The organism is Serratia nevei (genome assembly GCF_037948395.1).
Classification (GTDB): Bacteria; Pseudomonadota; Gammaproteobacteria; order Enterobacterales; family Enterobacteriaceae; genus Serratia; species Serratia nevei.
Window position 1 is genome coordinate 3,948,603 of record NZ_CP149940.1, and the last position, 21,800, is coordinate 3,970,402.

Below are 21,800 nucleotides of genomic sequence, written 5' to 3' on the forward strand. Positions count from 1 at the left end.
TTAGTGGCGGTGCCCGCAGCTCACCCGCTGAAAAACCTGGCGGATAAAGAGCCATTCCAGACACCCGGCCAGCAGATAAACCGCGCCAAAAATGAGCGCACCAAACCATTCCGTATCGTTAAAATGGAAAAACTCGCTGGCGTCAATCAGCCAAGCGGTTTGAGCCTGGGTACAGGAAAAAGCTTTATTGTCAGCACAGCCAGCCCAACAACAGCCAATGTGTTAGCGAGCAACAGGGCAAGTTTTTTCATAGCCTTTCATTCTACAACCTAACGCAGTCCAACAAACTAAACCTAAGAACATGTGTTAATGGTTAACCCTCAGGTTGCCCCGTTCGTCGGAGACAACCATGAATGCGGCGGTAATCAAATGCGAACCTTCGGGTGTCTGTATATCGTAGGCGACGGAATAACGCTTCCCTGGCCGAAAAGCATAGTCGAATACCGGCATGCACCTCCCCGGCTCAACGAAGAAAACGTCATTATCGATAGCTTTAATGAGCTTATCGCCTGATTCGCTATAAATCTGAACGAAGCGAATATTATCCCCCGCCTTCATAGAAGAAAGAATGCAGACATGGTTATCTTTGGCAGTGACGACGGCGGGGAAGCGTGGAGTCAGCTTATCGCCAGGCCCCGGACAGCCGACCAGGAGGCAGGCCGTGAATAGAACCAAATATTTTTTCATGCTCCCCTCATCCCTTAATAATTTTTCGATAAAGTGCATAAATGTCACGCAAACTATCGGTTCCCCTGTACTTGCCCACTCGTCCAGGACGTTGATAATAACGCCACGTTTCAATACCATAAACCAACAGCAGCCAGTAATCAGCAAAAATCGAAGCTTGTTGCTCCAGCGAGTAATCAGTAATTTTATTCTTATCAAGGCGATAGTTGTACTCAGCCGCCCAACTAAACAACCCACGCATTCTTACCCATTGTCCATGCTGATGCTGCCATACATGCCCCAACTCATGGATGAAAAGATGTTTTTCTTCTATCAGAACCGTGTTATCAGAAAAATCGTCTTTATAGAGTTCCCTCCGTAACCATAACTCGCCATTAGGTGCCATGGCATAACTTCTGTTTTGTAAGCCAAACGGGAAATAGCTATCACAGTGTATCCATACACGACCATATATAATTGAGCTTCCATATATATGGCGAGCCAATTTAATTTCCCCCATGGTCATACGTCGTAACGTCCCTTCCTCGGCTAATGCGTTCATTTATCCCTCCTTGAATTTATCAATATCCTAATGCTTTTCTAAAATGAATCTATACATGACCGCTTAAATGGTTTAATTTGGCACAATCCATTTATAACTTGAATAATTTGCAGAAAAATCCTCATCGAATTTCTATAATTAATTAAACGAAAAAAACATATTGCAAATACCTTTGTAGTAGCCGCGGTCAGGATACCCTTATCCAGCCCCCCTGCATGATTCGCTTCGCAGTGTCATCCGGGTAATGTATAGTCCGCGTTTTACGGAGATCCCATGCTGACCAACTCATCCATTCGTCTGAACAAATACATTAGCGAGAGCGGTATCTGCTCACGCCGCGATGCCGATCGATACATCGAACAGGGCAACGTTTTCATCAACGGTAAGCGCGCCACCGTTGGCGCTCAGGTATTTGCCGGGGATGTCGTGAAGGTTAACGGTCAGCTGATCGAACCGCGCAATGAAGAAGATCTGGTGCTGATCGCGCTGAACAAGCCGGTCGGCATCGTCACCACCACCGAAGACGGCGAGCGCGACAACATCGCTGACTTCGTCAACCACAGCAAACGCATCTTCCCGATCGGCCGTTTGGACAAGGATTCACAGGGGCTGATCTTTCTGACCAACCACGGTGACCTGGTCAACAAGATCCTGCGCGCCGGCAACAATCACGAGAAAGAGTATCTGGTGACGGTCAACAAGCCGGTGACCGACGAGTTTATTCGCAGCATGGGCGCCGGCGTGCCGATGCTGGGCACGGTGACCAAAAAGTGCAAGGTTAAGAAAGAGGCGCCGTTCGTGTTCCGCATCACGCTGGTGCAGGGGCTGAATCGCCAGATCCGCCGCATGTGCGAACACTTCGGCTACGAGGTCACCAAGCTGGAACGCACGCGCATCATGAACGTCAGCCTGAAAGGCTTGCCGCTGGGCGAATGGCGCGATCTGACCGATGACGAGCTGATCGAGCTGTTCAAACTGATTGAAGGCTCCTCGTCCGAGGCCAAGCCGGCGAAGAAGGCCCCGGCCAAATCCGCCGCGGCGAAAAAACCGAGCGCCGGGGGCCCCAAAAGCGCCGACAAAGCCGCTGCGCCGGCCGGCCGTAAGCGCTTTACCCAGCCAGGGCGCAAGAAAAAAGGGCGTTAAGCCCCGCTCGCTCTTCTCGCCAAGCCCGCCGTTGCGCGGTTTTTTTCATCATAAAAGTCAGCCACAGGCCGCCACTGAGCCCTCACCATAAAAAAGGCCCGCATCAAGCGGGCCTGCAAGTACCAGAGAAGTCTAGAGGAAAAATCAGAACGACCAGCGCAGGTTGGCGTTGACCGAATTCACGCGGGTATCGGCGCCGAATTGCCCCTGATAGCCGACATCCAGCGTCGCGGCGCGCGACAGTTTCACGCTCACGCCGATATCGCCCACCATCACGTTGTCATCCACGGCCTGGCCCTGAGTGACGAACGCGTCACTGCCGGCAAACGCCATGCGCGATGAGGTGTTCTTATCGCCGTAGGCATGCTGCCAACCGAGCGAGCCATAGAGGCTGACGTTCTTCGGCAGCTCGGTCACGCCGCGCACCCCGAGCGTGGAGTAGAAGGTGTTCATCGTTTCATTGCGCACGCTCAGCGCCGCCGCGCCACCCGACTCCTGGAAGCTGTCGGTATGCAGGCGGATATAGCTCAGGTTAATGAACGGTTCGACGTTCATCTCCGGCTGGCCGAAACGGTAACCCGCTTCGGTGAACGCCAGCAATGAGTTGGCATCGTAGTCCGACTTCAGCCGATCCGAGAAGCCGCTGAAATCGACGTTGCGCTTGCCTTCGATCTTGTGCCAGGTGTAACCCAGCGCGCCGCGCAGCGAGAACGCATCCTGCTGCCCCGCCGCATACAGGCCGAGGTGGTAGTTGTCGGTATCGGCCTTGGAACGGCGGCTGTCGACGTCGTAGTCGCCGCGACTGTAACCGAAGTAGCCGCCGATGCGCACATTATGGTCCGCCAGCTTGCGATCCGCCCCCAACAGGAAGCCGGTGGTGTTGCCATCCAGCTTGCCCACGTTGCCATTGCCGCTGTTTCTGCCCCAGGAACTGAAGGTCTGCCCCCAGACGCCACTGTTTTGCGCCTGCGCCGGTTGCACCAGCGACATCGCCAACGGCGGTACCGGCAGGCTGTCGTTGGCGAACAGGCGCAGCATGCGCTGGTTCAGCACGTTGAACAGCTGGGTGCTGCCGGCGATCAGGTTAGACTGCATCGACGGATAGACTTCGCCGGACAGCTGATTGAACGCCTCGCGCGCTTCCGGCGCGCTCAGCAGCAGCAGCGAGTTGTACAACGCCAGCGAAGGGCCGCTCTGCACCAACGTCGAGAGCGCACCGGCGGTATTCCACTGGTTGCCGCTCTCGGCCACCGTTTGGAAAATGCCCGGCTTGCCGCTGCCTGGGTTCTCGCCCCCCGGATTTTCACCGCCTGGGTTTTCCCCACCCGGATTCTCGCCCCCCGGATTTTCACCACCTGGGTTTTCACCGCCCGGATTCTCGCCCCCTGGATTCTCACCGCCTGGGTTTTCTCCACCCGGATTCTCGCCGCCAGGGTTTTCACCGCCCGTGTCTTTCTGCGCGATGGTCAGATCCACGGCGTTGGGGCTGTGGTTCAACGCCACATCGAGGAAGGCAGACTTGGAGACCGCCGCCGCGAATTGGCCGTCAATGCCGCCGTCCGAGGTCAGAATGCGGTAGCTTTGGCCGGTTTTATAGCTGGTTTGCGGATCCAGCGCCGTGACCTGCACCTTGGCCTGATCGCTAATGGTGGTTTTGCCCGCCACCAGCAACTGGTCGCTGCGGCCGTCACCGGCGATATCGACGTCATAGAAGGATTCGCCGATAAAATTCAGGTAGCGTTTCAGCGTCAGCGTGCCGATATTGCCGTCGCCGGGCGAAATATGGCCGCCGGACTGGATCTCGGTCTGGCCCAGCGTGCCGTTGCCGCCCAATGTGCCACCGGCCTTGATCGACGCGGCGCTGCTGTAGCCCTGCCCGTTATTGACGTCGGAACCCGCCGTCGCGTTGAGGATCAGCGTGCCGCCGTTTTCGGCGCTGAGGGTTTGGATCTCGAAGATATCGTCTTCTTTCTGAGTATTGATATCGCTGGCGATGATGAGCTTACCACCGCGCGCGGTGACGTTGGCCTGCAACTCAGTGAGATCGCCGTTCAGCGTCGTGTGCCCGGCGCTGTTGATCACCTCGCCTTCGCCGCTCATCTTGTTGCTGAAGACATAATTGCCGTCGGTATGGTTAAAATACACATAGCTGCGGAACAATCCGCCCCGCAGGGCGATCGCCGTCTGGGCATCGATAGTGCCTACGGCGCCCGCCGCGCCGAGCGTCGGCTCGGTCAACCCGGTGCCGGTATCCATATTGCCGCGGCTGCCGATAATCAGCGCGCCGCGGTTAGAGCCGGAGCCGGTCTTGCCCAGCACCACGTCGTTGCCGCCGGCGGAGAATGTCCCGCCGTCCATGACCGCCAACACGCCATTGCCGTAATCGCCGACGTTGACGCTGCTGCCGCTGGTCACGCGCGAGCCGCTGCCGGCGATCGTCAGCTCGGCGGTTTTACGCGCGCCGGAGACACCCGCCACCTGAATATTACCGACGTTGACCGCGCCGCCGTTCAGCACGTCCAGATCGCCGTAAAGCGTGAGCGCACGGCCGACGTTCCACTGGGAATTGGCCCCCGTGACCGTGGCCTTCGGGCTCAGCGTATCGGTCTCGCCCGGCCCGCTGCCATTACCGATGCGCGCGTCAAAGGCGGTATTCAACACCGCGCCGTCTTCAATCGCCAGCGTGGATCGCGCCCCTAAGTCGGTGCCGACGCTGAGAAAATTGCTGGTGACGCGGGAACCGGCACCGGTGGCGATCAGGTGGCTGTCATAGCCGCGCGTGGTGCCGACCACGATCTCTTTCGCGCTGGCCAGCGCGCCGTCTTCAACCCGCAGGGTGCCCCGCCCCAGATTCAGGCCGCCGCGCAGCACGAACTGATCGTTCACCGCGTTCAGCTCAGCGTTCGGCCCACGAACCGTGACCAGGCTGTCATGAATTTGGCCGTTGAACATCCGGCCGATATTGATGTTATAGGCGCTGATCTTGCCATTCTCGATCAGCAGGTTGCCGCTTTGATTGCGGCCGACGTAAACGTCCCCGGTGTAGGCCAATGATTCGGTAATTTTTGAGTCGCCGTCAAAAATAGCATCGTCTGCGCGAGCGATATCGGCGGGCGCCAGCATCAACAGCGGCGCGGAAAATAGAGCGAGGTAAAGTTTGGAAAGCGGTGTTTTAACCGCTAAAGGGTGCGATGTCTTGTCATTCACGGGCTATCTCCGTACTCGTTGGCATGATGGCGCGAAATTTATTGTTATGGGTAAACTCACTGCGCTAGAGGAAGTGTGAGGCGTTATTTCGCGCACGCCGGTTTAGTGATCGTCGAAGCAAAAGCTTATTGCCCCCCGGCGCTGACGCTCCGACGATGGAAAACCAGGAAGCGGAAATACCGCCCCCAAAGCGAATTATTTATGCGTGACCACCGGCGTACAGGTCGGCGCGCTCAGCGACGGCGACGAACCTAAAATTCCCGGCATCATCAGCGACGAGCAATCGAAAATACGGCCCTTTTCCGTGGTGGCGCGATATGAAAGTTTTTGGCCGCCCAGCGCATCCGGCTGCGCACCATTGACGTTGGTCACGGTAATTTCGTCCGACGAGCCCAGGCCCAGCATTTTGGCGGTTTCCGCCTGCAGCAGTGGAATGGCCTGATCGGTTTTCAGGGTGGAACAACCGGCTATCATCATCGTCACGGTTAAAGCGATAAGTGGTTTCTTCATAAATTATCCTTTATAACCAATCAGTTAAAATTATCGATTGGCTTTATGTTTTCTCTTATCCAAATCCTCGAATAATATATTTCCCTTTCCTAAACGAAAAAACCCTCCTAAAGTAGGGAGGGTTGATAATAATTCATCAGACTTATCTGAACTGTGAAGGCGAAAGGAGAATCCTTTGGGGCAGGATTATGCGTTGGTCGTTGATGACCATCCATTGGTAGCAAGCGGCATCGCTAATTTTCTCAGCACGCATTGCCGATTCAAACAGGCGCATGTGGTGACCAATGAAGAGAATTGCTACCGTCATATTAGGGAAAATGGCCCGCCGCGTTTACTGGTGATTGATTTTTGGCTCTCTTCCGGTACAGCGTTGAAATTACTCAAAGAAGTAAAACAACGTTATCCGCAGGTACGGATTTTAGTGGTCAGCGGCGACGAGAATAACGATATCTGGCAGAAAGTGCACAATGCCGGCGGGCACGGATTCGTATTAAAAAACGAGCCACCTGAATTATTCGCCAGGGCGGTTTTTGCGCTAAATAATAATCAGGAGTGGTTCCCGGAGGGAAATGAATACGCTATTAAAAGCAGCCATGACCATTTAAATAAATTCAATTTAACGCCGAGGCAAATCGACGTATTAACCATGATGTTGCGCGGCCTGCCAAATAAAAGAATCGCGACGCAGCTCTCTATTTCCGAACCTACCGTCAAAGAACATATCAGCAATATATTGAAAAAGATCGGCGTCAACAGCCGGGTAGAAGCCATCACGCTGTTGCACGGCAAACGGGATCCGTCGTCATGAGGTTTTTCCAGAATTTACAAAATGATGGTATCTCCCCACGCGCGCAGATCCGCCTGCTGGACAACACCTTCATGCGGCTGGTATTCAGTTTCACCGCCGTGCCTTTCGTCGGCATCCCGTTCGCCATCTGGATTTATTTGCTGGGTGATGAACTCGGCCCAACCATTACCTGGATCATCGTTTACCTGCTATGCGCCGTGGCGATCCGAATATGGCACCGCCGCTACCTGCATGAGGCCAAAGAAAATGATGAAGACGCCGTGCTGCGCCGCTGGCTGCCGCGCATTAATAAGGTGGCGTTTATTCACGGACTGGGGATCTCATCACTCTATTTAATTACGCCGCAGACCCATAACTTTGACTTTTTTCTGCTGCTCAATATCAGCATCGCCGCGATCGTCGCCGCCAACGCAACGCATCTGACGCCGGTTATCAGCACCTTTACCCGCTTTTTCTTCGCTTCCTGGGGGCTGCTGAACCTCGGCATCATCTGCCGGCTGGAAGACGTGATGTTCATCGTGCTGATGCTGAACTTGCTGTACGGCTTCGCCATTTACCGCCACGCGTTAACCTCACATGCGTTCTTTATCCAGCAGGCGTTGCTCGAGGAACAAAGCTCGCGCCTGGCGGAGCAGTTCCGCCAGGCTAAAGAGGAGGCGGAACAGGCGCTGCTGGACAAGAACCAGTTCCTGACCACCGCCAGCCACGATCTGCGCCAGCCGGTGCACGCCATGGGCTTTCTGATCGAAGCCATCATCCACAAAAACCGCGACGACAGCCTGACGCCGCAGCTGCTGGATCTGCAGCAGAGCGTGCGTTCGGTGCATTTGATGTTCAATTCATTGCTCGATCTCAGCAAGATCGAATCCGGCAACGTGCGCACCGCCGCCACCCATGTGGATATCGGCGCCCTGCTCGACTCGGTGATCACCCTGTTCCGCGAAGAGGCCAACAGCCGCGCCCTGGCGCTGCGCACCTGGCGGCCCAAACGGCGCATCAGCGTGATGGGCGACCCGCTGCTGGTGCGGCAATCGCTGATTAACCTGATCCAAAACGCCCTGCGCTACACGCAGCAGGGCGGCGTGTTGATCGCTATCCGCCCGCGCGGCGCCGAGTGTCTGGTGGAAGTGTGGGACACCGGCGTGGGCATCGCCGACGAAGAGAAAAGCAAAATCTTCTCCCCTTACTACCGCCCCGAGCTGGCGTGGAAAATCGACAGCGCCGGCCACGGGCTGGGGCTGGCGGTGGTGGCGCGCTGCGCCAAGCTGATGAAGGTGAAGTACGGCATGCACTCGGTCGAAGGCAAAGGCTCGCGCTTCTGGATGCGCTTCACGCAATACATCGGCGAAGACAAAGCGCCGGAAGCCGCAGCCGCCTACGACAACACCGCCACGCCGATCCGCTATGCGCCGCTGCGCGGCGCCTGCCTGGTGGTGGACGACGATCCCTTGGTGACTTCCGCCTGGGAGAGCCTGATGAGCACCTGGGGCATCACCGTGCGCTGCGCGGCCTCCGCCGAGGAAGCCTTCGCCATTGTCGAGGACGGTTTTACGCCGTTCGCCGTGCTGTGCGACCAGCGCCTGCGTTCCGGCGAGAGCGGTTTCGACATCCTGAAAGCGCTGTTCGAACGCCTGCCGGACGTGAGCGGCGCGATGGTCAGCGGCGAGTTCAACTCGCAGATATTGCAAGAGGCCGAGCAGGAAGGCTATCTGGTGCTGCGCAAACCGCTGGAGCCGGCCAGGCTGCATGCGCTGCTGACGCAGTGGGGGGCGGCATCTTAGCGGGCCAGATGACGCAGCAGGCCTTCAAGGTTACGCTCCCCCTCCGGGGTTTGCGCACCGGCCTTCAGCCCGCCGCGAATCAACCGCTCCGCGGCCGGGCGTGCGAACAATCCCGCCCAGGCGTCGTGCTCGCGATAAAAACCGGCCTGCAGATCCGGCGCAGGCATCGCCTGTTTGGCCGCCGCAATCACGCCCGCAGGCAATGCCGCGATGTTGCGCGCTAACCGATCGACGAAATCATCAAGCTCGGCGGCAGGCAAGGCGCGGTTAATCCAGCCGTAGCGTTCTGTGGTAGCGGCATCGAAAAGCTCGGCGCCCAGGATCGCCTCCAGAGCGCGGCCGCGCGTCATTCGGCTCGTCAGGTACTGCGTCGCGCCACCGCCGGGCGTAATGCCCATCAAGGCCTCGCACTGGGCCAGTCCCGCCGTTTCCCGTGCAGCGAAAGCCATATCGGCCGCCGCCACAAACTCGGCGCCACCGCCGCGCGCCAACCCGGCCAGCTTAACGAGAGTGACCTGCGGCTGGCTGCGCAGCAGTTCGCCAAACGCCTGGAACGGATTAAGCCCCTCCGGCGCGTTGCTAGCCAGTTCATCGAAAGCGTGCGGCTCATCGATCAAGGTCATATCGACATGAGCAATAAAGAACGCTGGGTTCGCGCTCTGGAACACCAACACGCGCGTATCCGGATCGTCACGCACCGCGAGCAATAAACGGCTGATTTCCGACATCAGCGCCACATCAAGCACGTTTACCGGTGGGTTATCGATAGCGATCGTCATCACGCCGTGCGCATGAGACAGCCTGAGTTTGCTGAAATCTGTATCTGTCATCTCAATGTCCTTTTACCTGGGGTACAAGTGCGGGTTATTCGTGCCCTGTTTCAAATGGTATACTTTGCATACCTGGCGTCAATTACGCACCTTAAGCATCCCAGGGATGCAGGAGGATACCGATGGATAAGACCGATGTTGTTTACCGCGCCGACTGCCCAAGCCGCATCGTGCTCGATCAGATTGCCGATAAATGGTCCATGATGGTGCTGGAAGTGCTGCGCGAGCCGCAGCGTTTCAACGCCATCAAGCGCCGTTTGGATGGCGTCACGCAACGCGTGCTGACCCAGACACTACGCAAGCTGGAACGCAACGGCATGGTGCATCGCAAAGTGTTGGACGGGCGGGTGCTTGGCGTCGAGTATTCGCTGACGCCGCTCGGCAAATCCCTGCAGGGGCCGTTCTCGGTACTGTTCGACTGGACGTTAGGGAATATTGAGGCGATTCAGGAGTGCCAGCGCAAGTATGATGAGCAGGACGGGTGATGCGATCCCCAAAGTCTTTCACTTGCAGGTAAACGAGGGTTAGGCAGCCCTCGGGCTATCAGGGCATGATGAGACGCTTAAACAACAACTGCTGGATATCCTGATGGTGTGACAATGGAGTCAATACAGTGCCTTACGGTACGCGTGTGCTCAAAGGCCACCTGCTGTTCCAATGCAATCCCTTAATGTTGAGCACTGTAATGCTTAAAGCCCATCCAACAGCTGTTCCTTCGAGAACACACGCCCTTCCGCTTTATCCTTCTCTGACAGCATCAGCAATTTCAGCAGAGCAATGGCGTTCTCTCGCTCCTGCAACTGCTCATAGGATTCTATAACGTAGTTGATGGTCTCTACTTTCATCGTATCCCCAGGCGCTATCAATCATACCAAGGTCTGAACATAGGCCATATTTCGACCACAAACAATGTTCGGCTTTACCCAAGGCTGGAAGCATGGCGGAAAAGATATGGCCAAATAAAGAAAAACCCCCTGTAAAAACAGAGGGTCTTAGTCACTACGGCCTAGTTACGAACAGGCTGCAGGAAGTGTTAAATCACTCCCACTCGATCGTCGCCGGCGGCTTGCCGCTGATGTCGTACACCACGCGGGAGATGCCGTTCACTTCGTTGATGATGCGGTTGGAGACGCGGCCGAGGAAGTCATACGGCAGGTGTGCCCAGTGCGCGGTCATGAAGTCGATGGTTTCTACCGCACGCAGGGAGACCACCCAGTCGTATTTGCGGCCGTCGCCCATCACGCCGACCGAACGCACCGGCAGGAACACGGTGAACGCCTGGCTGACTTTGTTGTACAGGTCGGCCTTGTGCAGCTCTTCGATGAAGATGGCGTCGGCGCGGCGCAGCAGATCGCAGTACTCTTTCTTCACTTCGCCCAGCACGCGCACGCCCAGACCCGGGCCCGGGAACGGGTGACGGAACAGCATGTCGTACGGCAGGCCCAGCTCCAGGCCGATCTTGCGCACTTCGTCTTTGAACAGCTCTTTCAGCGGCTCGACCAGGCCCAGCTTCATCTCTTTCGGCAGGCCGCCCACGTTGTGGTGCGACTTGATCACGTGCGCTTTGCCGGTGGCGGAAGCGGCGGATTCGATCACGTCCGGGTAGATGGTGCCCTGCGCCAGCCATTTCACCTGCTCTTGCTTGCAGGCTTCTTCGTCGAACACTTCAACGAACACGCGGCCGATGATTTTACGCTTGGCTTCCGGCTCGTCCACGCCCGCCAGCGCGGTCAGGAAGCGATTTTCCGCCTCAACGTGCACGATGTTCAGGCCGAAGTGGTCGCCGAACATTTCCATCACCTGCTTGGCTTCGTTCAGGCGCAGCAGACCGTTGTCGACGAACACGCAGGTCAGGCGTTTGCCGATGGCGCGGTGCAACAGCATCGCGGTCACGGAGGAGTCGACGCCGCCGGACAGGCCGAGGATCACGTGGTCTTCACCCACCTGCTCGCGGATGCGCTCGACCGCATCTTCGATGATGGTGGCCGGGGTCCACAGGGCTTCACACTGGCAGATATCCAGTACGAAGCGCTCCAGCATGCGTTGGCCCTGGCGGGTGTGGGTCACTTCCGGGTGGAACTGCACGCCGTAGAAGCGTTTTTCTTCGTTGGCCATAATGGCGAACGGGCAGGTGTCGGTGCTGGCGATGGTCACGAAGTCGGACGGGATCGCGGTCACTTTGTCGCCGTGGCTCATCCACACGTCCAGCAGCGGTTTGCCGGCCGGGCTGATGGCATCTTCGATGTCGCGCAGCAGCGCGCTCTCTTTGACGATTTCCACCTGCGCATAGCCGAACTCGCGTTCGTTGGAACCCTGCACATGGCCACCCAGCTGCATCGCCATGGTCTGCATGCCGTAGCACACGCCCAGCACCGGCACGCCGGCGTTGAACACGTAGTCCGGGGCGCGCGGGCTGCCGGCTTCGGTGGTGCTTTCCGGGCCGCCGGACAGGATGATGCCGCTTGGGTTGAATTCGCGGATCTGCTCTTCGCTAACGTCCCAGGCCCACAGTTCGCAGTAAACGCCGATTTCGCGCACGCGGCGGGCGACCAGTTGGGTGTATTGCGAACCGAAGTCCAGTATCAGGATGCGATGCTTATGGATATTTTGTGTCATGTGAGGCGAATTCCAGCAACAAGAGAAAAAGAGCGAAAATGTGTGTTTCGGGATGGGGCTTAACGCCCCATCCCGGCCTCTCACTCAGGAGAGGTTAAGGCATTAGCCCATGCGGTAGTTCGGCGACTCTTTGGTGATGGTCACGTCGTGCACGTGGCTTTCCTGAATGCCGGCGCCGCTGATGCGCACGAACTCAGCCTTGGTGCGCAGATCGTCGATGGTGGCGCAGCCGGTCAGGCCCATGCAGGAGCGCAGGCCGCCCATCTGCTGGTGCACGATGGCTTTCAGCATGCCTTTATAGGCCACGCGGCCTTCGATACCTTCCGGCACCAGTTTGTCGGCGGCGTTATCGGTCTGGAAGTAACGGTCGGAAGAGCCTTTGGACATCGCGCCCAGCGAGCCCATGCCGCGGTAAGATTTGAACGAACGGCCCTGATACAGCTCGATTTCGCCCGGGGATTCTTCGGTGCCCGCCAGCATGGAGCCGACCATCACGCAGGATGCGCCCGCGGCGATCGCTTTGGCGATGTCGCCGGAGAAGCGGATGCCGCCGTCGGCGATAACCGGAATACCGGTGCCTTCCAGCGCTTCCACCGCGTCGGCGATGGCGGTGATCTGCGGTACGCCCACGCCGGTCACGATGCGGGTGGTACAGATAGAGCCAGGGCCGATACCGACTTTCACCGCGCTCACGCCGGCTTCAGCCAGCGCTTTGGCGCCCGCTGCGGTCGCGACGTTGCCGCCGACGATCTGCAGATCCGGGTATTTGGCGCGGGTTTCGCGGATGCGCTGCAACACGCCTTCGGAGTGGCCGTGCGATGAGTCGATCAGCAGGACGTCAACGCCTGCCGCCACCAGCGCGTCAACGCGCTCTTCGTTGCCGGCGCCGGCGCCGACCGCCGCGCCCACGCGCAGACGGCCGTGCTCGTCTTTACAGGCGTTCGGTTTGCGTTCCGCTTTCTGGAAGTCTTTAACGGTGATCATGCCCAGCAGGTGGAAGCTGTCGTCCACCACCAGCGCTTTTTCTACGCGCTTTTCGTGCATCTTCTGCAGCACCACGTCGCGCGCTTCACCTTCTTTCACGGTGACCAGGCGATCTTTCGGCGTCATGACCGCGGTGACCGGCTGGGTCAGATCGGTCACGAAGCGCACGTCGCGGCCGGTGATGATGCCGACCAGCTCGTTGTCTTCGGTGACGACCGGATAACCGGCGAAGCCGTTGCGCGCGGTCAGCTCTTTCACTTCCTGCAGCGTGGTGGCCGGGGTAACGGTCTGCGGGTCGGTGACTACGCCGCTTTCATGCTTCTTCACGCGGCTGACTTCTTCAGCCTGGCGCTCGATAGACATGTTTTTGTGGATGAAGCCCAGGCCGCCTTCCTGCGCCAGCGCGATGGCCAGGCCGGATTCGGTAACGGTATCCATGGCTGCGGACAGCATAGGGATGTTCAGGCGGATGGTTTTGGTCAGTTGAGTGCCGAGCTCTGCGGTGTTAGGCAGAACCGTGGAGTGGGCTGGAACCAGGAGGACGTCGTCAAACGTCAGAGCTTCTTTAGCGATACGTAGCATGGGCAATATCTCACCAGGGTGGGCTGTGAAAAAGATAAAATATTGCCGCGGCATTATACAGAGCGGAATCGGTTGCCTCCAGCACTTTCTTACAAAAAGTCTTGATTACCTTTTTCAGCCATGTAGTATCGACCAATTAAGTGATTGTTTTGAAATTTGATCTGGGTCACATGTCGCTACCTGTTTCGCCTTCCATTTTTACCGTAAGCCGCCTCAATCAGACGGTTCGCCAACTGCTGGAAATGGAAATGGGGCAGATTTGGCTCTCCGCCGAGATCTCCAACCTCTCCCAGCCCGCCTCCGGCCACTGGTATTTCACGCTGAAAGACGACCACGCCCAAGTGCGCTGCGCAATGTTCCGCAACAGCAACCGCCGCGTCACCTTCCGGCCGCAAAACGGCCAGCAGGTCCTGGTGCGCGCCAGCATCACGCTGTATGAACCGCGCGGCGACTACCAGCTGATCGCCGAGAGCATGCAGCCCGCCGGCGACGGCCTGCTGCAGCAACAGTTCGAGCAGCTGAAACAGCGCCTGAGCGCCGAAGGGCTGTTCGATCAGCAGTTCAAGCAGCCGCTGCCCGCCCCGGCCAAACGCGTCGGGGTGATCACCTCCGCCAGCGGCGCGGCGCTGCACGATATTCTGCAGGTCTTGCAGCGGCGCGATCCGTCGCTGCCGATCGTCATCTACCCCACCTCGGTGCAGGGCGCAGAAGCGCCGATGCAGATCGTGCGCGCCATCGAGACCGCCAACCGCCGCGACGAATGCGACGTGCTGATCGTCGGCCGCGGCGGCGGTTCGCTGGAGGATTTGTGGAGCTTCAACGACGAACGCGTGGCGCGGGCGATCTTCGCCAGCCGCATTCCGATCGTCAGCGCCGTCGGCCATGAAACCGACGTCACCATCGCCGACTTCGTCGCCGATCTGCGCGCGCCGACCCCTTCCGCCGCCGCCGAACTGGTCAGCCGCAATCAGCTTGAGCTGTTGCGCCAGCTGCAGTCGCAGCAGCAGCGGCTGGAGATGGCGATGGATTACTACCTGGCGCAGCGCCAGCAGCAGTTCACCCGCATTCACCACCGTTTACAGCAGCAGCATCCGCATCTGCGCCTGGCACGTCAGCAGACGCTGCTGTTCAAGCTGCAGCGCCGGATGGAAGACGGCATGCAGCAACAGCTGCGCCTGGCCGCCCGCCGCAGCGAACGCGCCCAGCAGCGGCTGGCGCAGGTGCAGCCGCAGGGCCGCATTCACCGCTACCAACAGCGCGTACAGCAGCAGGAATACCGCCTGCAGCAGGCGATGGAGCGGCAGCTCAACGCCTACCGCCAGCGCTTCGGCGTGGCCTGCAGCCAACTGGAAACCGTCAGCCCGCTGGCGACGCTGGCGCGCGGCTACAGCGTGACGCAAACCCCGCGCGGCGAGCTGCTGAAAACCACCAAGCAGGCGCAGGTCGGCGAACTGCTGAAAACCCGCCTGCAGGATGGCTGGGTGGAAAGCGAGGTGAAAACCATCACCGTCGCCAAGAAGCCGCGCAAGAAACGCGCGGCCGAGTAACCCCTACTCCAGCATAAAACGCTCGCCCGGTTCGCCGTTTACCCACAGCGCGCGCGTCTCGCCTTCCGGCAGGCTGAGCGCCAACGTGCGCCAGGCCGGGCGGAAACGCCCTTCCGTCGTGATATCCAGCATGATGCGCTGATTGTCGCAGCGCATTTCCCAGCGCAGCCACAGCGCATCGCCCTGCCGCCAGCCGTCGCTTTCACCGTCGTCCTCAAACAGCAGCCCGCTGCTTGCACCGCAGCCCTTGAGCGGAAACAGCCGCAGCTCGCGCCGATCGTCGGCGGCCACGTCCACATGCGCCAACCGCTGCGACAGCGGCAGCGCCGCCCCGGCGCGCACCAGCAGCGGCAGACGCTCCAGCGGCGCCGCCAGCGTCACCGTCTGGCCGCCGCCGAACCACTGGCCGCTGTAGAAGCAGTACCAGCCTTCGCCGTTGTCCGGCAGATACACCGAACGCCGGCGCTGCCCCGGTTCCACTACGCTGGCCACCAGCAGATCGCGGCCGATCAGAAAATCGTCGTTCTCGCCGAAGGTGCGCGCATCCTGTTCATGATCGAGGAAGGTCGGGCGCAGCATCGGCTCGTCGTCGGCACAGGCCTGCCATAACAGGGTGTAGAAATACGGCAGCAGCCGGTAACGCAGGTTGATCGCCTCGCGCACCGCCGGGGTGGCGGCCGGGTACATCCAGGGCTCGTTGACCGTGGCGTCGTCGTTCCAGGAATGAATGGTGAAACGCGGATGCATCACGCCGTTTTGCACCCAGCGCACCAGCAGCTCCGCATCCGGCTTGTCGCCGGAGAAGCCGCCGACGTCGTGGCCGAGGTTATACAGCCCGGACAGGCTCATGCCCAGCCCCATGCGGATGTTGTAGCGCAGCGTCTGCCAGCTGGTGCGGTTGTCGCCGCTCCAGGTCTGCACGTAGCGCTGCATGCCGGCGCAGCCGGAGCGCGAGATCAGGTACGGCCGCTTCTGCGGCGCGAAGCGCTGCTGGGCCTCCATCGAGGCGCGCATCATCAGCAGCGGCATCACCGGGCGGATGTGCTTGATGGCGATCGGCCGCCCGAAGCCGTGGCAGCGCGCTTCGCCGTCCCACACTTCGTACTCGTTGTTGTCGTTCCAGGTCGAATCGATGCCCATCTCCAGCAGCTGCTGCGTGACACCCTGCTGCCACCAGCGCACCGCCGCCGGGTTGGTGAAGTCGAGGTGCGATCCCTCATCGTCCCAGAAGCTGGAGCGCTCGGGCGCGTCGCTTTGCGAATCGCGGATAAACAGCCCCTGCGCCGCCACCGCCTGATACTGCGGGTGATCCTGCAGCAGGCACGGTTTGATGTTGGCCGCCAGCCTGAGACCGGCGTCGTGAAACGCCTGGCTCAATTGCTTGGGCTGCGGCACCTTGTCGTAATTCCAGTTGAACACGTAGCGCTTGTTGTTGATCGAGGTGTAGCCCGACGACAGCTGGAAGGAGTCGCAGGGAATGGCGTGTTGACGGCACAGCGCGATGAACTGCTGCAGCTGCTGCTGGGCATCCGGCGCGTCGGTGTAGTGCATGGTCGAGCCGCTGTAGCCCAGGCTCCACTTCGGCCCGAAGTGGGTGCGGCCGGTCAGGCGCACGAAGGCCTTGGTGACGTCCACTACCTTCGGCCCGAGGAACAGGTAGTAATCCAGATCGCCCGCTTCGGCCTGATAGCGGCGATAGGCCGCGTGGTAGTTGTCGATCTCGTTGCCCAGATCCAGCCAGCAGCTGCTCAGGTTGTCGTAGAACAGGCCGAAGCTCGCCTCCGGCCCGCGGGTGATGGTAAACGGAATGTGTTTGTACAGCGGGTCGGTGCTGGCGGCGTTGTAGCCCATCGCGTCCAGATTGCGCATCTCGAAGCGGCGGCCGGTGCGTTCCAGATCGCCGGCTTTTTCCCCCAGGCCGTAATAGCGCTCATCGGCGAAACGGCGCTGGTAGTGCGCCACGCCGTCGCCGTGCGCATTGAGCAGGTAGGCGCTGGTCGGCCGGTCCGCCGCCAGCGGCCGCCACTCGCCGGCGGCGTTGCAGTACGCCCATTCCAGCCACAGCGGCTGATGCACCGTTACGCGCAGACGCGGCGTGCTGACCACCAGCCGATCGCCCTCCTGGCGCAGCTGATAGCCCGGCAGGCTGAAGCCGGCGACGCTGAGCCGATCGCGCCCCTCCCAGGGCACATCCTCCTGCGGCGCGATGCTCCAGGTGCGATCCAGCGCCAGCTCGCCCTCACGTTTGATCAACACGCGGAACAGATCGTTTTCCAGCACGTACAGGCAGAAACGGTGGCGTTCATCGACCAGCAGCTCAACGTGGTCGGCATGCTGCGCCGCCAACGTCCAGTTTTTCAAGGTTTTCATAAGCATTCCACTTAGCTGTGTGAAGGTGTTTTCTTACCGCCGCGTTCGGCGATCAGGGCAATCAGGAACAGGGCGCCGATCAGGTCGAAGAAACCCATGGCGATGAACAGCGGGTTGAAGCCGATGGTGTCGGATACCGCGCCGATCAGCAGCGTGAACAGGAAGCTGGCGATCCAGGCACTGGAGCCGCGCATACCATTGACCGTCGCCATCTGGTTTTTATCGAACGACTCCACCACCAGCGCACTGAGCATGCAGGAGATCACCTGGTGGCCGAAGCCGCCGATCGAGATCAGCGCGATCGCCACATAGGGATCTTGGGTGATCGCCACGAACGCCAGCGACACCATCAGGAAAGCGCCGGTCACCGAGCTGGCGACCACCGAGTTGACGCGGCTGCAGCCGAACCATTTGCGGTACAGGGTGGTGAGATAGCCGCTGGCGACGCTGCCGATATCCGCCGCCAGGAACGGCAGCCAGGCGAACATCGCGATCTGTTTCAGATCCATGCCGCGTTCGGTGGCCAGGTACAGCGGCACCCAGAAGCTGAAGACCGCCCAGGCCGGTTCAGCGAGAAAGGCCGGGATGGCGATGCCGTAGAACTTCTTGTTCTTGCACAGGCTGGCCAGCGAGGTGAGGAACGGCAGCTTCGGCAGCACCGGCTCGTTGTCTTCGCGGATCAGATCCAGCTCTTGCTGGCTGAGGTTCGGGTGCTGCTGCGGCGAGTGGTAGAACAGCCACCACAGCACCACCCAAATCAGCGCCAGCCCGCCGGAGAACAGGAAGGCGCCCTGCCAGCCGAAGGAGACGTGAGCGATGACGATGATCGGCGGCGCCAGCATGGCGCCGATGGAGAAACCAACGCCCGCCCAGCCGGCGGCGATCGGCCGCTCCTTCTTCGGGAACCAGTCGGAGATCGCCTTGGCGTTGGCCGGGGTGGCCGCCGCCTCCGCGCCCCCCATGAAGAAGCGCAGAATGGCCAGTTGCAGCCAGCTGCCGGCGCCGGCGTGCAGCATGCATACCACCGCCCAAATGCCGGCGCAGATCAGAAAGCCCATCTTCAGGCCGATAACGTCGATCAGCCAGCCGCAGATCGGCTGAAACACCGTGTAAGCCAGCTGGAACGACGCCACCACCCAGGCATATTGCTCGGTGCTCATATTCAGGCTGGTTTTCAGCTCCGGCGCCAAAATGCCCAGCGAGTTACGGGTGATGTAGTTGACCGTGACGCCCAGCAAGAACAGCGCCAGCATCCACCAGCGCAGCGATTTGAACTTGCGCCGGCCGCTCTGCGCGACCGCCTGATTGATCTCCACACTCATCGGTTCTCTCCCCGCGGCCGCCGGCGACGGCAACGCGTGTTTTAGTAGGGTACGTTGTGCTATCAAACACGGGACGGTGAAAACGGGTCGGCGCCGTATCATTGGCCGACAGACAATCACAACCCCATGATTTATTTTTTGTTTTCTTTTTCGCACACCGTTAAAATTGGACTGATAGGTCGCTAAAATTGGTGTACCAATGCAGACTACTCAGCGAGAGCGCGTAGCGAAACGGGGTTTTTTGCAAAGATTTTCACAGGCGGGTGAAAAAATAGTCATAATGGGCATGAAAGCCGGTCAAGACGCTGAAAATCCGCGGTGAAAATATTCTCATGGACGAATTTGAAGGAGATCACAGAATGAACGGAAAGCTGAAAATTCAGGAGATCGCTCGCCAAACCGGATTGTCGATCAGCACCGTTTCCCGCGTGCTGGCGGGCAAGGCCAACACCAGCGCCGAGGCGCGCCGCAAGGTGCTGGACTGTGCGCAGCAAAACGGCATTCTGCAGGGTATTTCCAGCGGCCGGCTGATGCTGAACAACGTGATGGTGTTCGCGCCGCAGCGCGCGTTCGACGTGCGCACCGACATCTTCTACTACAAGGTCATTCAGGGTATCGCCGCCGCGCTGATGGAGCACGAGGTGCGCATCCGCTACTGCGGGCTGGAAGAGCAACACAGCGACGGCGCGCTGTTTCTGGAAAAGATGAGCGACCCGCACACCGAAGCGGCGCTGATCATCGGCATCGACGACGAGCATATCCACACCCTGGCCGCCGATCTGCACAAGCCCTGCGTGCTGATCAACTGCAGCGATCGGCAGATGCGGCTGGACAGCGTCTCACCGGATCATCAGCTGATCGGTGATTACTCCGCCAGCTACCTGTTCCAGCAGGGGCACAGCCATATCCTCAACCTGCAGTGTCTGCGCCGCCACACCATGGAGCTGCGGCTGGCGGGCATCCGGCAGGCCTACGCCCGGCATCATTTGCCGTTCGACGACGGCCGCCATCTGGTCACCACCTCGGGCTTCGGCGGCGAAGAGGCCGAGCAGGCGCTGGCCACCTACCTCGATGGCCTCCTCGGCCACTCCCCGCTGCCGACGGCGATCCTGGCCGGCGGCGACTACATGGCGGTCGGGGCGGTCAAGGCGCTCAACAAGCGGGGCCTGAGCGTGCCGGGCGACGTCTCGGTGATGAGCACCGACGGCTTCAACCTGGCGGAAATCCACGATGTGCCGCTGACCTCGGTGCAGGTTCCGCGCGATGAGCTGGGCTACGAGGCGATCCAACTGCTGCAACGGCGCATGCTGCGCGCCGACGCGCCGCCGTGCAATCTGCTGCTGCACGGCCGGCTGGCGGTGCGCGCCTCGGTGCGGCGCATCAGCCCGCACAAGACCGCGCCGGCGGTGAGCACGCATGACCACAGGCTTTATGACGAGTAGGCTACACTTAGGCACAGTGCATTCATTCGATGAGGTAAAATTTTTGCCTAAGGAGAGCCACTATGCCAGCCCAGCGCATGCGTTCCGTCATTCCTCCCTACATGCTGCGCCGCATCATTGAACACGGCAACGCCCCGCAGCGCGACTGCGCGCTGCACACGCTGAACCACGTGCAAAGCCTGCTCGGCAACAAGCCGCTGCGTTCGCCGACCGAGAAAAACGCCCGAGCCGGCGAAGCGCTCCGCGATATCTACGATGCCCAGAACGGTACCCAGCTGCCCGGCAAACAGGTGCGCAAAGAGGGCCAGCCCAGCAACCACGACGTGGCGGTGGACGAGGCCTACGACTATCTCGGCGTCACCTACGATTTCTTCTGGCAGGCCTACCGCCGCAATTCACTGGATAACCAGGGGCTACCGCTGGTTGGCAGCGTGCACTACGGCAAGGAGTACCAGAACGCCTTCTGGAACGGCCAGCAGATGGTGTTCGGCGACGGCGACGGCGAGATCTTCAACCGCTTCACCATCGCCATCGACGTGGTCGGCCACGAGCTGGCGCACGGCGTGACCGAGAGCGAAGCCGGGCTGATCTACTACCAGCAGTCCGGGGCGCTCAACGAGTCGTTGTCCGACGTATTCGGCTCGTTGGTCAAGCAGTTCCACCTGCAGCAAACCGCCGATAAAGCCGACTGGCTGATCGGCGCCGGGCTGCTCGCCAAGGGCATCAAAGGCAAAGGGCTGCGCTCGATGTCGGCACCCGGCACCGCCTACGACGATCCGCTGCTGGGCAAAGACCCGCAGCCCGCCAGCATGAAAGATTATATCCAGGCCAAGGAAGACAACGGCGGTGTGCACCTCAACTCCGGTATCCCCAACCGCGCCTTCTACCTGGCGGCGACGGCGCTGGGCGGCTTCGCCTGGGAGAAAGCCGGCTACGTCTGGTATGACACGGTGTGCGACAAAGCGCTGCCGCAAAACGCCGACTTCGCCACCTTCGCCCGCGCCACGGTGAAACATGCGCTAGCGCGTTTCGACCAGAGCGTGGCGGACAAGGTGCAGCAAGCCTGGCATCAGGTGGGGGTGGAATAATGAAACCGCTGCCGACGCTCAATCAGGATACGGTCATTGAGCTGGCGCGCGAGGGAGGCTTCGCCTACATTCCCAAACTGGCGGGCCAGCGCCGCATCGCGCTGGCCGACATCACGCCGGAGCAGCGGCAGCGCCTGAATCAGTTGCTGAACCAGACGCTGCCCTATGCGCAGGAAGAAGGCCAGCCCACCTCCCCCGGCTGCGGCGACCAGCGCTACTACCGCGTGCAAATTAACTACACCAGCCCCACCCTAAGCACTGAGATTGTGCTGTTAATCCCGGAAAGCAGCGCGCCGCAGGCGCTGGTGGATCTGTGGAAAACCGGCCAGGTGGATGAGTGAG

At 59.9% G+C, this 21,800-nt stretch carries 18 protein-coding genes and 1 pseudogene; 9 read left to right on the forward strand and 10 right to left on the reverse strand.

The genetic code is table 11. The features are described 5' to 3' along the window. The first annotated feature begins 3 nt into the window (after positions 1 to 3). Positions 4 to 273 (forward strand): hypothetical protein, encoded by a 270-nt coding sequence (locus tag V8N38_RS19000; protein WP_127554714.1) that lies wholly within the window; start codon positions 4 to 6, stop codon positions 271 to 273. A 33-nt stretch (positions 274 to 306) separates the two neighbouring features. Here V8N38_RS19000 and V8N38_RS19005 read toward each other — a convergent pair whose 3' ends face one another. Both V8N38_RS19005 and V8N38_RS19010 read right to left on the reverse strand, forming a co-directional pair. Continuing rightward, the gene (locus V8N38_RS19005; RefSeq protein WP_033648952.1) at positions 307 to 687 is read right to left on the reverse strand and encodes a putative T6SS immunity periplasmic lipoprotein; all 381 of its coding nucleotides are present in this window, start codon (positions 685 to 687) and stop codon (positions 307 to 309) included. A gap of 7 nt (positions 688 to 694) precedes the next feature. Continuing rightward, a complete protein-coding gene (locus V8N38_RS19010; protein ID WP_060432245.1) occupies positions 695 to 1,228 on the reverse strand; it encodes a hypothetical protein in 534 nt (177 codons plus the stop codon). 273 nt (positions 1,229 to 1,501) lie between these two features. Here V8N38_RS19010 and rluF point away from each other — a divergent pair, with 273 nt between their 5' ends. Beyond that, complete coding sequence (gene rluF / locus V8N38_RS19015; protein WP_147840186.1) at positions 1,502 to 2,371, forward strand: 23S rRNA pseudouridine(2604) synthase RluF; 870 nt, start codon at positions 1,502 to 1,504, stop codon at positions 2,369 to 2,371. Between the two features lie 144 nt (positions 2,372 to 2,515). Here the strand turns inward: rluF and V8N38_RS19020 are convergent, their stop codons facing one another. Both V8N38_RS19020 and V8N38_RS19025 read right to left on the reverse strand, forming a co-directional pair. Next, a complete protein-coding gene (locus V8N38_RS19020; RefSeq protein WP_147840187.1) occupies positions 2,516 to 5,578 on the reverse strand; it encodes an autotransporter domain-containing protein in 3,063 nt (1,020 codons plus the stop codon). A gap of 195 nt (positions 5,579 to 5,773) precedes the next feature. After that, positions 5,774 to 6,088, reverse strand: a complete 315-nt coding sequence (locus tag V8N38_RS19025; protein WP_025303891.1) for a hypothetical protein — start codon at positions 6,086 to 6,088, stop codon at positions 5,774 to 5,776. A 175-nt stretch (positions 6,089 to 6,263) separates the two neighbouring features. Here V8N38_RS19025 and V8N38_RS19030 point away from each other — a divergent pair, with 175 nt between their 5' ends. Together V8N38_RS19030 and V8N38_RS19035 are read left to right on the forward strand one after the other, a co-directional pair. Further along, positions 6,264 to 6,896, forward strand: coding sequence for a response regulator transcription factor (locus V8N38_RS19030; RefSeq protein ID WP_147840188.1), 633 nt, complete (start codon positions 6,264 to 6,266; stop codon positions 6,894 to 6,896). Further along, a complete protein-coding gene (locus tag V8N38_RS19035) occupies positions 6,893 to 8,677 on the forward strand; it encodes a hybrid sensor histidine kinase/response regulator (protein ID WP_147840189.1) in 1,785 nt (594 codons plus the stop codon). The genes V8N38_RS19030 and V8N38_RS19035 overlap by 4 nt, the downstream gene beginning before the upstream one ends. Here the strand turns inward: V8N38_RS19035 and V8N38_RS19040 are convergent. Then, positions 8,674 to 9,507 carry an enoyl-CoA hydratase/isomerase family protein gene (locus tag V8N38_RS19040; RefSeq protein ID WP_147840190.1) on the reverse strand — a complete coding sequence of 278 codons (834 nt, stop codon included), beginning with the start codon at positions 9,505 to 9,507 and terminating at the stop codon, positions 8,674 to 8,676. The two genes, V8N38_RS19035 and V8N38_RS19040, sit on opposite strands and share 4 nt — an antisense overlap. A 122-nt stretch (positions 9,508 to 9,629) precedes the next feature. On the opposite strand from V8N38_RS19040, the gene V8N38_RS19045 reads away from it, so the two are divergent. Further along, entirely contained in the window at positions 9,630 to 9,992 is a 363-nt protein-coding gene (locus V8N38_RS19045; protein ID WP_060424915.1) for a winged helix-turn-helix transcriptional regulator, read from the forward strand. Positions 9,993 to 10,196: 204 nt separating this feature from the next. Here V8N38_RS19045 and V8N38_RS19050 read toward each other — a convergent pair. From V8N38_RS19050 to guaB, 3 genes and pseudogenes are all read right to left on the reverse strand, one after another. Further along, positions 10,197 to 10,331, reverse strand: a pseudogene (locus tag V8N38_RS19050) (type II toxin-antitoxin system Phd/YefM family antitoxin); the annotation flags it as partial. 214 nt (positions 10,332 to 10,545) lie between these two features. Then, positions 10,546 to 12,123 carry a glutamine-hydrolyzing GMP synthase gene (guaA, locus tag V8N38_RS19055; RefSeq protein WP_019452367.1) on the reverse strand — a complete coding sequence of 526 codons (1,578 nt, stop codon included), beginning with the start codon at positions 12,121 to 12,123 and terminating at the stop codon, positions 10,546 to 10,548. Between the two features lie 102 nt (positions 12,124 to 12,225). Further along, on the reverse strand, positions 12,226 to 13,689 hold the full coding sequence (guaB, locus tag V8N38_RS19060; protein WP_004941460.1) for an IMP dehydrogenase: 1,464 nt from the start codon (positions 13,687 to 13,689) through the stop codon (positions 12,226 to 12,228). A gap of 170 nt (positions 13,690 to 13,859) precedes the next feature. Between guaB and xseA the strand changes: the two genes are divergently transcribed. Further along, positions 13,860 to 15,236 (forward strand): exodeoxyribonuclease VII large subunit, encoded by a 1,377-nt coding sequence (gene xseA / locus V8N38_RS19065; RefSeq protein WP_147840191.1) that lies wholly within the window; start codon positions 13,860 to 13,862, stop codon positions 15,234 to 15,236. A 3-nt stretch (positions 15,237 to 15,239) separates the two neighbouring features. Here xseA and V8N38_RS19070 read toward each other — a convergent pair whose 3' ends face one another. Together V8N38_RS19070 and V8N38_RS19075 are read right to left on the reverse strand one after the other, a co-directional pair. Further along, positions 15,240 to 17,606 (reverse strand): TIM-barrel domain-containing protein, encoded by a 2,367-nt coding sequence (locus tag V8N38_RS19070; protein WP_147840192.1) that lies wholly within the window; start codon positions 17,604 to 17,606, stop codon positions 15,240 to 15,242. A gap of 11 nt (positions 17,607 to 17,617) precedes the next feature. Continuing rightward, positions 17,618 to 18,928, reverse strand: a complete 1,311-nt coding sequence (locus V8N38_RS19075; protein WP_033635583.1) for an MFS transporter — start codon at positions 18,926 to 18,928, stop codon at positions 17,618 to 17,620. Positions 18,929 to 19,287: 359 nt separating this feature from the next. Here V8N38_RS19075 and V8N38_RS19080 point away from each other — a divergent pair, with 359 nt between their 5' ends. The 3 genes from V8N38_RS19080 to V8N38_RS19090 all read left to right on the forward strand — a co-directional run bounded on the left by V8N38_RS19080 (position 19,288) and on the right by V8N38_RS19090 (position 21,799). Continuing rightward, positions 19,288 to 20,370 carry a LacI family DNA-binding transcriptional regulator gene (locus V8N38_RS19080; protein ID WP_147840193.1) on the forward strand — a complete coding sequence of 361 codons (1,083 nt, stop codon included), beginning with the start codon at positions 19,288 to 19,290 and terminating at the stop codon, positions 20,368 to 20,370. 62 nt (positions 20,371 to 20,432) lie between these two features. After that, complete coding sequence (locus tag V8N38_RS19085; RefSeq protein ID WP_147840194.1) at positions 20,433 to 21,458, forward strand: M4 family metallopeptidase; 1,026 nt, start codon at positions 20,433 to 20,435, stop codon at positions 21,456 to 21,458. Next, the gene (locus V8N38_RS19090; protein ID WP_033635587.1) at positions 21,458 to 21,799 is read left to right on the forward strand and encodes a protealysin inhibitor emfourin; all 342 of its coding nucleotides are present in this window, start codon (positions 21,458 to 21,460) and stop codon (positions 21,797 to 21,799) included. Before V8N38_RS19085 ends, V8N38_RS19090 begins: the two co-directional genes overlap by 1 nt. Position 21,800: the final 1 nt, after the last annotated feature.